Origin of the sequence: Flavobacterium sp. MFBS3-15, assembly GCF_026107645.2 — a bacterium.
In the GTDB taxonomy this organism is placed as follows: Bacteria; Bacteroidota; Bacteroidia; order Flavobacteriales; family Flavobacteriaceae; genus Flavobacterium.
This window is the reverse complement of record NZ_JAPCHV010000013.1, coordinates 108,787-123,498: the sequence shown is the minus strand read 5'-3', so window position 1 is coordinate 123,498 and position 14,712 is coordinate 108,787. Positions and strand designations below refer to the sequence as shown.

General features: G+C 46.0%; 10 protein-coding genes and 1 pseudogene. 9 read left to right on the top strand and 2 right to left on the bottom strand.

Annotation, left to right across the window (positions count from 1 at the left end; genetic code table 11):
• Positions 1 to 7 precede the first annotated feature (7 nt).
• The 6 genes and pseudogenes from OGH69_RS12625 to OGH69_RS12600 form a co-directional block, all read left to right on the top strand.
• Positions 8 to 805, top strand: a complete 798-nt coding sequence (locus OGH69_RS12625) for an SDR family NAD(P)-dependent oxidoreductase (RefSeq protein WP_265174842.1) — start codon at positions 8 to 10, stop codon at positions 803 to 805.
• 82 nt (positions 806 to 887) lie between these two features.
• Positions 888 to 1,247 carry a hypothetical protein gene (locus tag OGH69_RS12620; RefSeq protein ID WP_265174841.1) on the top strand — a complete coding sequence of 120 codons (360 nt, stop codon included), beginning with the start codon at positions 888 to 890 and terminating at the stop codon, positions 1,245 to 1,247.
• 66 nt (positions 1,248 to 1,313) lie between these two features.
• Positions 1,314 to 1,955 carry an MEDS domain-containing protein gene (locus OGH69_RS12615; protein ID WP_265174840.1) on the top strand — a complete coding sequence of 214 codons (642 nt, stop codon included), beginning with the start codon at positions 1,314 to 1,316 and terminating at the stop codon, positions 1,953 to 1,955.
• A gap of 133 nt (positions 1,956 to 2,088) precedes the next feature.
• Complete coding sequence (locus OGH69_RS12610) at positions 2,089 to 2,538, top strand: non-homologous end-joining DNA ligase LigD (protein WP_265174839.1); 450 nt, start codon at positions 2,089 to 2,091, stop codon at positions 2,536 to 2,538.
• Positions 2,539 to 2,581: 43 nt separating this feature from the next.
• Positions 2,582 to 5,116: an excinuclease ABC subunit UvrA gene (gene uvrA, locus OGH69_RS12605; protein ID WP_265174838.1), complete on the top strand. Its 2,535-nt coding sequence runs from the start codon at positions 2,582 to 2,584 to the stop codon at positions 5,114 to 5,116.
• 392 nt (positions 5,117 to 5,508) lie between these two features.
• A pseudogene (locus OGH69_RS12600) lies at positions 5,509 to 5,850 on the top strand (response regulator); the annotation flags it as partial.
• A 167-nt stretch (positions 5,851 to 6,017) separates the two neighbouring features.
• Here OGH69_RS12600 and OGH69_RS12595 read toward each other — a convergent pair.
• Both OGH69_RS12595 and OGH69_RS12590 read right to left on the bottom strand, forming a co-directional pair.
• A complete protein-coding gene (locus OGH69_RS12595; RefSeq protein WP_265174836.1) occupies positions 6,018 to 6,944 on the bottom strand; it encodes an alpha/beta hydrolase family protein in 927 nt (308 codons plus the stop codon).
• Between the two features lie 405 nt (positions 6,945 to 7,349).
• Entirely contained in the window at positions 7,350 to 8,270 is a 921-nt protein-coding gene (locus tag OGH69_RS12590) for a helix-turn-helix domain-containing protein (RefSeq protein ID WP_265174835.1), read from the bottom strand.
• 320 nt (positions 8,271 to 8,590) lie between these two features.
• Between OGH69_RS12590 and OGH69_RS12585 the strand changes: the two genes are divergently transcribed.
• From OGH69_RS12585 to OGH69_RS12575, 3 genes are all read left to right on the top strand, one after another.
• Positions 8,591 to 8,917, top strand: coding sequence for a DUF6660 family protein (locus OGH69_RS12585; protein ID WP_265174834.1), 327 nt, complete (start codon positions 8,591 to 8,593; stop codon positions 8,915 to 8,917).
• An 83-nt stretch (positions 8,918 to 9,000) separates the two neighbouring features.
• The gene (locus OGH69_RS12580) at positions 9,001 to 13,344 is read left to right on the top strand and encodes a CusA/CzcA family heavy metal efflux RND transporter (RefSeq protein ID WP_265174833.1); all 4,344 of its coding nucleotides are present in this window, start codon (positions 9,001 to 9,003) and stop codon (positions 13,342 to 13,344) included.
• A 12-nt stretch (positions 13,345 to 13,356) separates the two neighbouring features.
• Complete coding sequence (locus tag OGH69_RS12575; RefSeq protein ID WP_265174832.1) at positions 13,357 to 14,700, top strand: efflux RND transporter periplasmic adaptor subunit; 1,344 nt, start codon at positions 13,357 to 13,359, stop codon at positions 14,698 to 14,700.
• Positions 14,701 to 14,712 lie beyond the last annotated feature (12 nt).

The following is a 14,712-nucleotide window of genomic DNA, read 5'->3' as shown; positions in this document are numbered from 1 at the left end:
TGAATATATGTCAGAAAATAAAAATTTTGCCCTTATCACAGGCGCAACACAAGGGATAGGATATGAGCTGGCGAAGCTTTTCGCAGCAGACGGTTATAACCTGATAATCGTTGCCCGCCACCAGGCGGAACTCGAACAGAAAGCCCAGGAATTTAGTGCCAATGGCATCCAAGTCATTTCCTTCGCCAAAGACCTTTTCAACAGGGACGAAGCCTTTGCCCTTTGCGAAGAGATACAGCAGCGCGGCATATTTGTTGATGTGCTGGTAAACAACGCAGGGCAAGGTGCCTACGGCCTGTTCCAGGACAATGACATTCACAAGGAACTTGGTATCGTAGACCTTAATATCGCTTCCACAATAATCCTTACCAAACATTTTGTAAAGGAAATGGTGGCGCGCAATAGCGGCAAGATACTGAACCTGGCCTCTATTGCCAGCCAGACTCCGGGACCATGGCAGGCGGTGTACCATGCTACCAAGGCTTTTGTACTGTCGTTCTCTGAAGCACTTCGTTCGGAGCTGAAAGACACACAAATTACGGTTACTGCATTGCAGCCCGGAGCCACCGATACCGACTTCTTCAGCAAGGCGGATATGCTGGATAGCAAGATATTACAGGATAAGGATGCTCTTTCTGATCCGGCAGATGTGGCGAAAGATGGCTATGATGCGCTGATGGCCGGCAAAGACAAGGTTGTTTCCGGTTTCAAAAACAAACTGCAAACCGCTTTAGGCAACATCACTCCCGATACCGTGCTTGCTGAGCAGACGAAAAAGCAGCAAGAGCCTGCAAAAGATAATTAGGTTGTTTCATCTTGGCCCGGGTTCATGCCCAGGTCTTCTCTATCACATCATTTAAAGATATATCATTCATATGTTATCAAAAATGTTATCCCCAACACAGCATGGTACTGCCGATTGGGGCTTTGTCGCGGGGCTGCTACTGGTCCCTAAAGTCATGGGTGTAAATACAAAAGCACAGAAATTCTATAATGCGCTAGCCTGCAATGTAGTCGCCATAAATGGGGCGACAGACCATGACGCAGGATTCGCCCCGCTTATTTCGGTAAAAACGCACCAAAAACTCGATTATGCGAACATTGCACTTCTTTACGCAATGTTTGCAGCGAAAATGATCCGCAAGGATAAAAAAGCAGTATTGTTCCATACCGGGCTTACTGCCCTGGCAACTGTAAATGTGCTGCTGACCGATTACGACCATGATTCCATTACGGAAGGTCCGTAAGCTGAAGGTGGTTAAAACAATGTCCTTATAGACACATATGTTAAGTAAAATATGTAAATTTGGGACATGAGCACACAAACGCCTTTTTCAGTATGCGGAGAGTCTCTAATGTCTCCAATGCACATCTGCGGTTTTTTTGATTCCAAAGAACAGCAGTATGAAGTCATTATTCCATACATTATGGAGGGTTTGGCAGCTAACGACAAAGTCATCAATATTCTTGAGGGAGACCGACACGGCGAACATTGCCGGTGCCTGGCCAGCAATGGAATATCCATCTCTGAAAAAATGGCGAGCGGCCAATTGGAAATTTTAGCCTCGGAAGACACCTACATCAAAGGAGGCGAATTTACTGCTGACAGGATGCATGATATGCTCGAGAAAACTTTATTATCTGCATCAAGGGCCGGATACGAAAGTGTCCGGGCTTGCGGAGATATGGTTTGGGCGCTAAAGAATCTTCCTGGTACCAATGAGCTACTGGCTTATGAGGCCAGCCTCAATGTGCTTACAGCAAAACACTCCTGTTCACTGATTTGCATGTATGACGTCAACAGTTTCAGCGAGGATACGCTATCGGAAGTATTGCTTACTCATCCGTACGTGATCAAAGACGGTAAAATTACAAAAAATCCACATTATTTAGAACCCTTGGTATTAGTGGCAGGCTTTTCTGATTTTGTTTCACGACCTTTAAAATCTAGCTAGCTTGCCAGTCTAGTTAGCCACATTGTGCTTTAATTTAAGGTTCAGGAAATGTTGGATAAATTGTTCTTTAATAAAGTAACAAATTTGTGGCAAAATCATGGCACATTAAACCAAAATTATTTGAAACTCGCTAATGTTGGATGCCATAAATGTCGTAAGCTACGTAAAGACCTCCGGCTCTGCCGGTATACATATTTATATTCCATTAGGTGCAAAATACAGTTATGACCAATCGCAGATGTTCGCAAAGCTGCTGGTTTCGATTGTGCATAGCAATCTGGCTGATTTTACGTCACTTGAGAGGAAAATAAAAGATCGTGAAGGAAAAATGTACCTGGACTTCTTGCAGAACAGGCCCGGGGCTACCATTGCCTGCGCCTATTCGCTGCGACCCAAACCCGGCGCAACGGTTTCCATGCCGCTGCACTGGGATGAGGTAAAAAAAGGATTGCAAATGAAAGACTTTACGATTAAAAATGCCATTGCGCGCATTAAAAGTGAAGGTGACCTCTTTAAAGGCACGCTGGGCAAAGGCTTTGATATGGCTATCGCGCTTGATAAGGCTAAAAGCCTCTTTTATTAGAATTTTAAATCGCCTTGACTGTGCACAACAAAAAAATTAAATAATGGCAGTAGACCCAAAAGATAACACAAAAGAATTTACCGGTTTTGTAAAGGTCAAGGGTGCCCGTGAGCACAATCTTAAAAATATTGATGTGAGCATCCCGCGGGATGCCCTAGTGGTATTTACAGGCATCTCAGGATCCGGGAAATCCTCTTTAGCATTTGGTACATTATATGCCGAGGCGCAGCGCAGGTATCTTGATTCTGTGTCTCCTTATGCCCGAAGGCTGTTCAATCAAATGGCCATCCCTGAAGTAGATGAGATTGAAGGCCTGCCGCCGGCTGTAGCCTTGCAGCAGCAGCGCGGTTCGGTAAGTACCCGATCCTCGGTAGGGAGTGTCACAACAATTTCCAACCTGCTACGTATGCTCTATTCACGGGCAGGAATTTATCCAAAAGGACAATCCATAATTTATGCCGAGGCCTTTTCACCCAATACTCCTGAAGGCGCCTGCCCGGTATGCCATGGACTTGGAAGGGTATACGAGGTGACCGAAAAATCGATGGTCCCTGACGATTCCCTTACCATTCGCGAGCGTGCCGTAGCAGCTTGGCCAGCGGCATGGCAGGGACAGAACCAACGTGATATACTTACCACATTGGGGCACGATGTGGATATTCCGTGGAAAGACCTCCCTAAAGAGACACGCGACTGGATCCTTTTTACCGACGAACAGCCCGTGGTGCCGGTATATGCGAACTACTCTTCTGAGGCGGTTAGGGAAGCGCTTAAAAAGAAGCGCCAACCTGATTATATGGGAACCTTTACAGGTGTCAGGCGCTATGTGATGCACACTTTTGCCAACACCCAAAGCCCGCTGATGAAAAAAAGGGTCGCCCAGTATATGCTTAGCAGTGAGTGCCCTTCCTGCCAGGGCAAACGCCTAAGAAAAGAATCGCTGTCTGTAAAGTTTGCAGGCCTAGACATTGCAGAGATGAACCGGGTTCCGCTGGAACAGATGGCTGACATATTTTCAAAATTTGCAACGCCTCTGGCGGAACAGCTGGCAAAATCGGATAAGGAACATCCTGAAAAAACAATTGTTGCCTATCGCATTGCTGAAGATCTATTGGCAAGGCTGACTGTTATCCTCGATTTGGGTTTGGGCTACCTTACATTGGAGCGCAGCACACCCAGCCTCTCGCCCGGAGAATTGCAAAGGCTTCGCCTTGCGACGCAGGTCCGTTCTAACCTTTTTGGGGTTGTGTATGTTTTGGATGAGCCATCTGCCGGGCTTCATCCGGCTGATACCGAAGCTTTATTGCGCTCCCTTGACAGGCTTAAGGCATCAGGGAATTCATTATTTGTGGTGGAGCATGAAATTGATATAATCAACCATGCCGACTGGATCGTGGATGTTGGGCCGGCAGCCGGCGAACATGGTGGACAGGTATTATACAGCGGCCCGCCTGAAGGGCTACGGAATATTGAAGAATCCGTAACAAGGCGCTACATCTTTGACCAAGATACCAAAGCATCCCCTGAATACCTGGAGCCTAAAGGATGGCTGAAACTTGCCGATATAACGAGGAACAATCTTAATAAATTATCAGTAGATTTTCCCTTGGGAGTCTTTACGAGTGTAACTGGTGTATCCGGTTCGGGGAAAAGCAGCCTGGTAAGCCAGGTACTGGTCGAGCTTGTAGCTGGCCATTTGGGAACAACACTACATTCTGCACCGGAGGAAGATGAAAATCCTCTGGAACAAAATATGGTTGAAACACTGGGCGGGAGAATTACCGAAGGTATCGATCTGATTAGACGCCTTGTGGTTGTAGACCAAAAACCTATCGGAAGGACACCGAGGTCGAATCTCGCTACCTATACGGGAGTATTTGATAACATACGTAAATTGTTTGCGGCCACCAAAATGGCAAAATCACGAAAGTACGACGCGGGAAGATTTTCTTTCAACGTTGCAAAGGGCCGCTGTCCACACTGCCAGGGAGAAGGTTTTGTTATGGTGGAGCTATTGTTCCTGCCCAGTGTGTATTCGCCATGCCCGACCTGCCACGGCAGCAGGTACAATCCCCAAACGCTGGAGGTCACCTATAACGGTAAAAATATCGCTGAAGTATTACGCATGACTGTAGACCAGGCACATGAATTCTTTGCCGGTGAAAAGGCTGTGGCACATGCGCTGGATACCATCACTCAGGTCGGCTTAGGTTATCTGCGATTAGGCCAGCCCGCTACTGAACTTTCCGGGGGAGAGGCACAGCGCATTAAACTGGCGACAGAGTTGCAGCGCCAACAGCATGGCAGCACACTGTACATTCTTGATGAGCCGACTACAGGGCTTCACCCCTCGGATGTCGAGAAACTTATGGTACAGCTAAAAGGATTAGTTGCAGCCGGTAACACGGTAGTTGTTGTCGAGCACGACATGGAAGTTATTGCAGCAAGCGACTGGGTTATCGATGTAGGACCCGGTGCGGGAAGCAAGGGCGGGACTATTGTAGCACAGGGAACACCAAAAGACGTTTCAAAAAGCAAGGAGAGTAAAACCGCTCCGTATTTATCAAAACACCTTTAAATTCAGTGACACGGATTTCATCAAAATAAAATAGCCTGCTATGAATCGTTAGCAGGCTATCCTAAATACAAAACTATAGAATTAGCGAGCCTATACATAATTGATTTTATCCAAAAGATTGGTCCTGAAATTTAGCATTCTGAAATAAATATTGGAGTATATTGCTGTAATTTAAATAATTAGCGTATCTTTATGACATAACAAATTACCGAAACCTACTTTTATCGGATTATCTTCTGGCAAGGGCTCTTCTTATAAAACTATCTTTTAGTATGTTTAAAGAGAGAAGCTATGCAAAACTATCTCACTAATATTTATCTGGCTGACGATGATCCGGATGATGTATTGTTTTTTAAGTACGCTTTAGACAATCTTGAGAAGACTTTGAGCTCCATGTCGCCTTGGATGGCGCTGAGCTTGTAGAACAACTACAGAGTGCAAATGCTCCTACTGATATTATCCTACTAGATATAAATATGCCACGAATGAACGGTCTTGAAGCTTTAAGAAAGCTTAGGCAAATGCCGTTGTTACAATCCACACCCAAAATAGTCTATTCCACCAGCAATAGTGAAATGAATGCCAATGAAGCGCTTTTAAGTGGTGCGAATTCCTATCTAATTAAGCCATCGGACATCAATGCGCTTCAAAAAATAATTAGGAAGGTATTGACTTTTAACTGGAGTAGCTTTGCCATTCCAAAACAAATTGATGAATTCGTACTACGGGCCTGAATATCATCATCAGTTTAATCCATAATTGTGATATAACGACTGTAGCAGATTTCGACTTTGTTCCCCTCCAGAATAAAAACCTTCCAAAAACATCGAAAGAAGCCGTCCCAAACGAGACGGCTTCTAGTTTTTAAAATAATAAAATAAGTAATTCTACTATTTTACGCTTATTTATTATCAATACGTCCTTTTGAACCCGGAATGTCATTGAGCTGCTTTTGCGCATCTTCCCAACTGGTATCTTTTGGGTTTAAGGCACTGCGCAGATAGGCAAGAATGCATTGGTTTACGAATTCCACCCTTTCGGGGCTTTCATCAGTCGTTTCATTGGAGTCGTATCCCGATATACCGCCAAAAATGTGTTCAGCCCCATATACTGTAAGCAGGCTTTTGTGTCCGGGACTTACATAGTACCCGTCAGCACGCCAGTTGTCTACTACCGAGAAGTTCGGATTGATGTCTTTATCGCCATTTACTATCAACACCGGCTGTGTCATAGTCGAAAAATCGCCGTTATTCAGCACAGGATAATGATCTTTGGCAGACTGTACAAGCCCCGCCGGAGCACCAGGAGCGCCAATCATCACATACGCCTTCAAACGTTTTTCAATGGCATTGACTGTTTTACCTGTAGCCGGGTCTTTGACCTGCATTCCGGCCAGCATACCGACAGTATGGCCACCCATGGAATGACCAACCACGGTTACCTGCTCTTTGTTGACACGAGTACTCAACCCGGGAACTTTAGAGAGTATCTGGTCAAGATTGTCAATGATATAGGTGATGTCTTTTGGGCGTGAGCTCCAAAAAAGCGGAGCTTCAGGAAGGTTTGCATCAAGTGCCAGTGTTTTTGAATTTTGGTGGGTCGGCTGAATAACCACGAATCCATTTTTTGAAAAGAAGTCGGCCATTGGTCCGTATCCGTAGAGTGAAGATAGGAAGTTCGAGCGTCCATGTCCGTGGGAAATGATAAGAACAGGCAGGTTGTCTCCTGTTGCGGGTGCAGTTACTTTCAATTGAAGGCCGACGTGGCGGTCAGCTACAGGCATTACGATTGGGCCATAAGACATTACGGCAATTTCTGGATTTTTCATTTTATTAAAAGTTTTAATTTGGTTGCTGGATGCGGAAGAAGCCTTTTCTTGAGCAGTTAAGCCAAAACACGTTAGGCACGAAGCAGCGATCCAGATAACTGCTTTTGATTTAAGTTTTGAAGCCGCGGGGTACAGTCCGGACTGATTTTGTTTTTGAGTCATAGGTATTAAAGTTGTCATGATACATTGATATTTAATTACATGACAAAGTTCCATAAGTAACCATGCTGTATCATAACTGAACCGCGGGAATGCCTAACCAAAATGGAGCGCCCTGCCGACCGCAAATGGAGATGAAACTGCGAACACGTCCAGGCAGCAACCATTCGTCCAGAGTATTGGGAATAGACAAAAAAAAATACGGCCGTGGCCATATTCGAGTGTTATGGTTAGTGTGTATTGTTGTCAGTTAAAGGCCTGTCGGAATTCAACCGGCGAGACTTTTGCTTTCATCTTGAAAAAACGGCTGAAAGACTGCGGATGCTCAAACCCAAGGTCAAAAGCGATTTCCGCAATAGTCAATGAAGTCAGCGAAAGTTTCTCTTTTGCTTTTTCGACGAGTTTGTTGTGGATGTGCTGTTGGGCATTCATCCCGGTCAAGGCTCGCAGCATGTCACTTAGGTAGCTTGATGTAACATGAAGCTGGTCCGACAGGAACTGTACCGTCGGAATACCGTGGCTCGCTGTCTTTTCATTTTGGAAGTAATCATCCAGCAGAACTTCGAGGCGCTCAAGCATATCATTGCTGACAATTTTGCGGGTAATGAACTGGCGTTTATAGAACCTGTTAGCATAATTCAACAGCAATTCAATTTGCGATACGACCACTTCCTGGCTGAACTCGTCAATCCTGCTGTTGAGCTCCTGTTCGATGATGTGAAAGACCGACAGGATAATCGCTTTTTCGCTTTCAGACAGATGCAGCGCTTCATTGGTTCCGTAGCTGAAATAACCATACTGCTTGACCTTTCGGGCGAGTGGATAGCCATGCAGAAAATCAGGGTGGATCAGCATCGTGTAATACGACAAATCTTCTGTATCCTCATCACCATCACTTCCGATGACCTGGTTGGGGGAGGCGAACAATAAGCCTCCTTCATCAAAATCATAATAGCCCTGCCCGTAGCGTACTTTTCCACTTAATGCTGTCTTGAATGAAATTTTGTAAAAATTCAATACATGTGCGCCCGATGGCCGGGTGGAACTTCTCAGGTCCTGCGCATTTAAGAGGCTAATAAGCGGATGTTGCGGTGCCGGCAGCCCGAGTGCCCTGTGAATGGCGGTAATCGATTCGAAATCTTCGCTGTTGCGGTCTTCTTTTTTCATAATAAGGGTAATTAAGAATACTGTATCCCCAGCATTAGAACAAAGATAAATACATAGCAATCAATGTCCTTAACCTAAATGAGCATTATGCTAACCTAAATAAAGAATACCCAACTTTAAAGTCGGTAATTGTACAGATAAATAATTGTGGCACAATCATGGCACAAAGGTTAATTAAAAATTTGAAGGCCTGTAAGTCAGTGAGATAAAATTTATGTTCGACTACCTTCCCCTCCCGAATTCTATCATTAGTGCAATATCATATAGCTACTTTTTCAATTAAATTTCAAATGTGTATAATATTTTTATACTTTTACCGAATGGGCAAAACGCGGCACATCCTGACCATGCTGTTCTCAGTATACTTACTGGGCCTTATGGTATTGCCATGCAGCGAATCCCACGCGCAGGAAACATCATTCCAAAGGACAGTCTCTCAGGAACATGATGAACATGATCACAGCATGGAGATCTGCACGCCGTTTTGCGTTTGCGGTAGTTGCGTAGCCGCAATTGTGCTCCATTCCCCAATTGATTATAATTTGCTTAATCTCGATAGTGAGATAAGCAGGAATATTTCAAACTTTTACCAATCGGTAAAATCAGACTTCCATGGCTCCATCTGGCAGCCACCCCAGTTAGCATAATGATTTGCCGGCGATGAGCCGGTCCATGCTGCACGCAAACGTGTGGCGAGTACTATATAAATCATTAGACTAATGCATCATCAATGTTAGATAAGATCATTCATTTTAGCATCAACAATAAATTTATTGTTGGCTTGTTCACTTTGGTATTGGTAGCGGTGGGGTCAATATCCCTTTATAACCTCCCTATCGATGCCCTGCCTGACATCACGAACAATCAGGTGCAAATTATTACCAGTTCACCCACTCTTGCGACCCAGGAGGTAGAACAGCTCATATCGTATCCAATCGAGCAGTCAGTAAAATCAATACCCAAAGTTGTAGAGCTTCGCTCTATAAGCCGTTTTGGGCTCAGCGTAGTGACAGTCGTTTTTGAGGACGATGTTGATGTTTATTGGGCACGGGCACAAATCTCAGAACGGATAAAAGAGGCTGAAGATGTCATTCCCAAAAGCCTCGGCACACCTGAAATGTCCCCTATAAGTACCGGTCTTGGGGAAATTTACCAATACGTGGTTTTCCCTGAAAAAGGATATGAAGATAAGTTCGACGCTACAGAACTGCGGACCATTCAGGACTGGATCATTAAGCCCCAATTGACAGGGACCAAAGGTGTTGCTGAAGTAAACACGCTTGGGGGCCTGCTAAAGCAATATGAGATTGCGGTGCAGCCCGACCGCCTGAGGAGCATGAACACAACAGTATCCGAAATTTTCGAGGCTCTGGAGGCCAATAATGAAAACACCGGCGGAGCCTATATTGATAAAAAGCCCTATGCGTATTTCATCAGGGGCATTGGTATGGTAAGCAGTATTGATGATATAAATAAAATCGTTATCAAGAATGTCAATGGCATCCCCATACTGGTCAGGGACGTTGCTAAGGTACAGATAGGGAGCAGCATCCGCTACGGGGCAGTAACCAAAGATGGCACAGGCGAAGAAGTAAGCGGATTCGTCATGATGCTCAAAGGTGAAAATAGCGGACAGGTTGTAGAGCGGGTAAAGGAAAAGATGGAGCAGATCAAAAAATCCCTTCCGGAGGGTGTTGCCATCGAGCCGTTCATCGACCGGACAAAAATGGTGGACAATGCAATAGGCACTGTACAGCGAAACCTTATTGAGGGTGCACTTATCGTAGTCTTTATACTGGTCTTACTGCTAGGCAACTGGCGTGCCGGTTTAGTAGTTGCCTCGGTAATCCCGCTCGCCCTGCTCTTCGCCATTTCGATGATGAAGCTTTTTGGTGTCAGCGGTAACCTGATGAGCCTTGGCGCTATTGATTTTGGGATTATTGTCGATGGTGCTGTTATTATCGTAGAGGCCATAATCCACCGGCTTGAGGTGAGTAAGAAACGGAAGCTCTCTGCCGCGGAGATGAATGAAGAAGTATATGGTGCAGCCTCAAAGATCAGGAGCAGTGCGGCGTTTGGCGAGATTATCATACTTATCGTGTACTTACCCATCCTGGCACTGGTAGGTGTGGAAGGGAAGATGTTCGGGCCTATGGCACAGACCGTATCCTTTGCGATACTGGGCGCATTCATTCTTTCCCTTACTTATGTACCGATGATGAGCGCTTGGGTGCTTAAGAAAGAGACAGGGCATACGCCGAATTATAGCGACAAGATCATATCTTCAATCTATAATCTCTACCGTCCGCTACTTGAAAGGGCACTCAAGGCAAAGAGTTTAATCATCGGCGCATCCCTGGCCTTGTTCGCGATGGCACTATTGGTCTTTAACTCGCTTGGAGGTGAATTCATTCCGACAATTGATGAGGGTGACGTGGCCACACACCTTATTATAGCTTCAGGAAGTTCGCTCTCCCAGGAAATTGAAGCTACTACCAAGGCAGAAAAGCTTTTGCGTGATAAGTTCCCTGAAATTAAGATGATTGTCACCAAGATTGGAAGCGCTGAAATACCGACGGACCCTATGCCTATAGAAGCGGGTGATATGATTATCATACTAAAAGATAAAGACGAGTGGACATCCGCGGAAACAAAGGAAGAGCTGATGGAGAAGATGGAGGAAGTGCTTGAGGAGATTCCCGGCGCAACGACTGAATTCTCACAGCCTGTACAGATGCGTATGAATGAGCTTATGACTGGGGTGCGCAGCGATGTTGCCATAAAGATTTTTGGTGAGGACATCGATATGCTGGTCAGCAAAGGTGAGGAAGTTACCCAGATGATAAAGGGTATATCAGGTGTTGCCGATGCCAAGGCAGAGCGCGTTACAGGCCTGCCACAAATAACTATACGCTATAACAAGGACAAACTCGCACTTTACGGCCTCAATGTGGGAGACCTTAACAGGGTAATCCGCATGGGCTTTGCGGGTGAAGCTGCGGGGGTTGTCTATGAAGGAGAAAAGCGTTTTGACATGGTGGTGCGTCTTGAAGAAGACAGCCGCCAGGACATCAGCAACCTTAAGTCGCTCTATGTTACGCTTCCTTCGGAGAGCCAAATCCCATTGGACCAGGTCGCCGATATTAAATATGAGGACGGCCCGATGCAGATCAGCAGGGAAGACGGGCGGAGGAGAATCGTAATCGGGTTCAACGTCCGCGGGGCGGATGTAGAATCGGTCGTCAACAAAATACAGGAAAAGCTCGATGAGAGCCTTAAGCTTCCCTCTGGCTATTATATCACCTACGGAGGCCAGTTTGAGAACCTTGTCGAAGCCAACAAGCGCCTTATGGTTGCTGTCCCAGTAGCACTGGCATTGATATTCGTACTGCTTTATTTCACATTCAAATCCATAAAGCAATCCCTGCTCATCTTTACCGCTATCCCGCTTTCCGCTATCGGGGGTGTTTTTGCCCTATGGCTGCGCGATATGCCTTTCAGCATCTCTGCCGGCGTGGGCTTCATAGCCTTATTCGGCGTGGCTGTGCTCAACGGTATCGTATTAATCGCTTATTTCAACCAGTTAAAATCCGAAGGTATGAATGATATTTACAAACGTATCCATGATGGGACAAAGGCGAGGCTAAGGCCGGTAATCCTGACTGCCGCAGTAGCTTCACTGGGATTCCTTCCGATGGCGTTGAGTTCCGGGGCGGGAGCCGAGGTGCAGAAGCCTTTGGCGACCGTAGTAATTGGCGGGCTAATTACAGCGACATTGCTGACACTGATCGTGCTTCCGATATTGTATTATTATTTTGAGAAAGGGTTCGGCCAAAACCCCAAAGTAAAAGGTATTGCCGTTATAGCTTTTTTCCTGTCAATAGGAAGTGCCAATGCCCAAACCCAAAAATCACTGGACGTGAATTCCGCCATATCCATGGCAGTTCAGAATAACAGGGGCGTGCAGGCATCGGTACTTGAAAGCCGTATGCAGTCGCAGCTCAAAGGCACAGTATTTGACTTGCCCAAGACCGAAGTAATGGGGACTTTCGGCCAGGTAAACACTGCCGCGCAGGATAAATACTTTAGCATTTCACAGACTTTTAACCCGTTCCAGTTCGGGGCGCGGAGAAAGTTGCTCAATGCAACGGCGACAGCGGCAGAATTGCGCCTGGAAGTTACCAAACAGGAACTGACCTATAGGGTACGCCAGTCATGGAACGCCATCCTGTTTTATAATGAACTCAATAAAATCCTCCAGGAACAGAATGGCTATATGCAGAAATTTGTCCGTGCGGCTGACCTGAAATTTAAAACCGGGGAAACCGGCTCCCTGGAAAATACGACCGCAATTGCCAAGCAGCAGGAACTCCTTCAGCAGATAAAGCAAAATGAAGCGATGATAAAAGTGGAGCGTTCCAAGATGCGGATACTGCTGAACCTTACAAATGACTTTACGGTGGCCGATACCACATTTATTGCGCTCCCTGCCATGGCGGTGAGAGACTCCGCAATGATAAAGCAAAATGCAAACGTGAAGCTTTCCCAGCAGGAACTTGAGGTTGCCAAGGCGGGAATAAAAGTGGAGCGGTCTGCCCTGATGCCGGATTTTACGGCAGGCTATTTCATACAGTCGATGCGCGGCATGCAGGATGTGAACGGTGCGCCTGTAAATTATGACAGTTCCTTACAGTTTCAGGGATTTTCCGTAGGGATCGGCATTCCGATTTTTGCCGGAAGCGGGTCGTCGAGGATAAAAGCTTCCAAAACCAATGTGGAAGCGCAACAAATGAGTGCTGACTATCTTCAGGCCCAATTGCAGGGGGAATTCCAGCAACAGCTGGAGCAGCTGAATACTTATGAGTCCCTGGTGAGTTACTACACTACAACAGCGCTGCCTAATGCCAAGATCATCGTCAATAATTCCACTAAGGCGTATATGAACGGCGATATATCCTACGTGGAATACATGCAAGGCCTTGAGACAGCCCTTGACATAAGGACCAATTACATTAATGCTGTAAACAACCATAACCAGGCTGTAATCAACCTGCAATTCCTGTTGAACCAATAATTCTAAATGATAATGAAAAATATAAAGCTAAAACATATAGTATATATAATCCTCGGGCTTGCTGCGGTTTTTGCGTTTGACTATTTCCTGTTGCGAAATACGGTGGAAAGCGACCCCCACAATCATGAACATGAGCAGGGAGAAAAAAAGGCGCAGGAGGCAGCAGGTGAAGCTCCAGCGATTAAGGAAGTGGAGCTCAACGAAGCGCAGTTCAAGGCATCTTCTATTGAGTTGGGAACTTTTAGTATGAAAAACCTGAGCGAGGTCGTGAATGCCAATGGCTACACCAAGCTTCCGCCCCAAAACCAGGCTGACGTTTCGGTCCATATGACCGGGATCGTAAAGTCCATCGATGTGATCGAGGGACAGTTCGTGAAGAAAGGGCAGGTACTGGCTACTTTGGAAAGCCCTGAATTTGCCCAATTGCAGGAAGCCTACCTGACCTCCAAAAGCAACCTTGAGTTCCTGAAACTTGAGTATGAAAGGCAAAAGATTCTAAGTGATGAGAATGTGAATTCCAAGAAGGTATTCCAGCGTACAAAATCCGATTATGATATTGAAAAATCGAGGCTCGCTTCCCTGGACAGGCAGCTGTCGGTGCTCAATCTTAGCAAGAAGTCAGCAACTTCTGTAATGGCGCTGACATCGCCGTTGACAGGCTATGTTACAGAGGTTAATGTAAAGCTTGCCAGCAATGCTGAAGTCGGCAAACCGCTGTTCACTGTTGTTGACAATTCTAAGCTCCACGTCGACCTGTTGGTCTACGAGAAAGACCTTCAAAAGGTAAAGGAGGGGCAGAATATCCGGTTTGTACTGACCAATCAGGACAATACCGAAATTACAGGCAAAGTATTCAACGTAAGCAAGTCTTTTGAAAATGACACCAAGTCGGTAGCAGTGCATGCAGAAATACTTAACCCTACCAAATCGCTGATACCCGGGATGTATGTCAATGCCCTGATTGATGTCGGCACCCGTCAGGTACAGGCATTGCCAGCTGATGCAGTAATAAGGGCAGATGGCAGGGAATATATCTTTGTGCTGGAGGAAGGGCATGACGAGCCTGCTCATCATGAGCAGGAAGGCCATGGCCACGAGGACGGGCATGACCATGAGCATGACCACGACGCTTCGGAGGGACATTCGCATGATGATGGCGATGTGCATACAGAGCCGGAAAGCGTTGCCTACCATTTCCAGCGTATTGAAGTGAAGACCGGGACAAGCCAGTTAGGCTATGTGCAGGTTACCTTATTACAGGAAATAGCCAAGGATGCGAAAATTGTACTGAAAGGAGCCTACTACATCCAAAGCCACCTGCTGAAAAGTGAAGGCGGAGGAGGCCACGAACATTAATCCACTAAACAA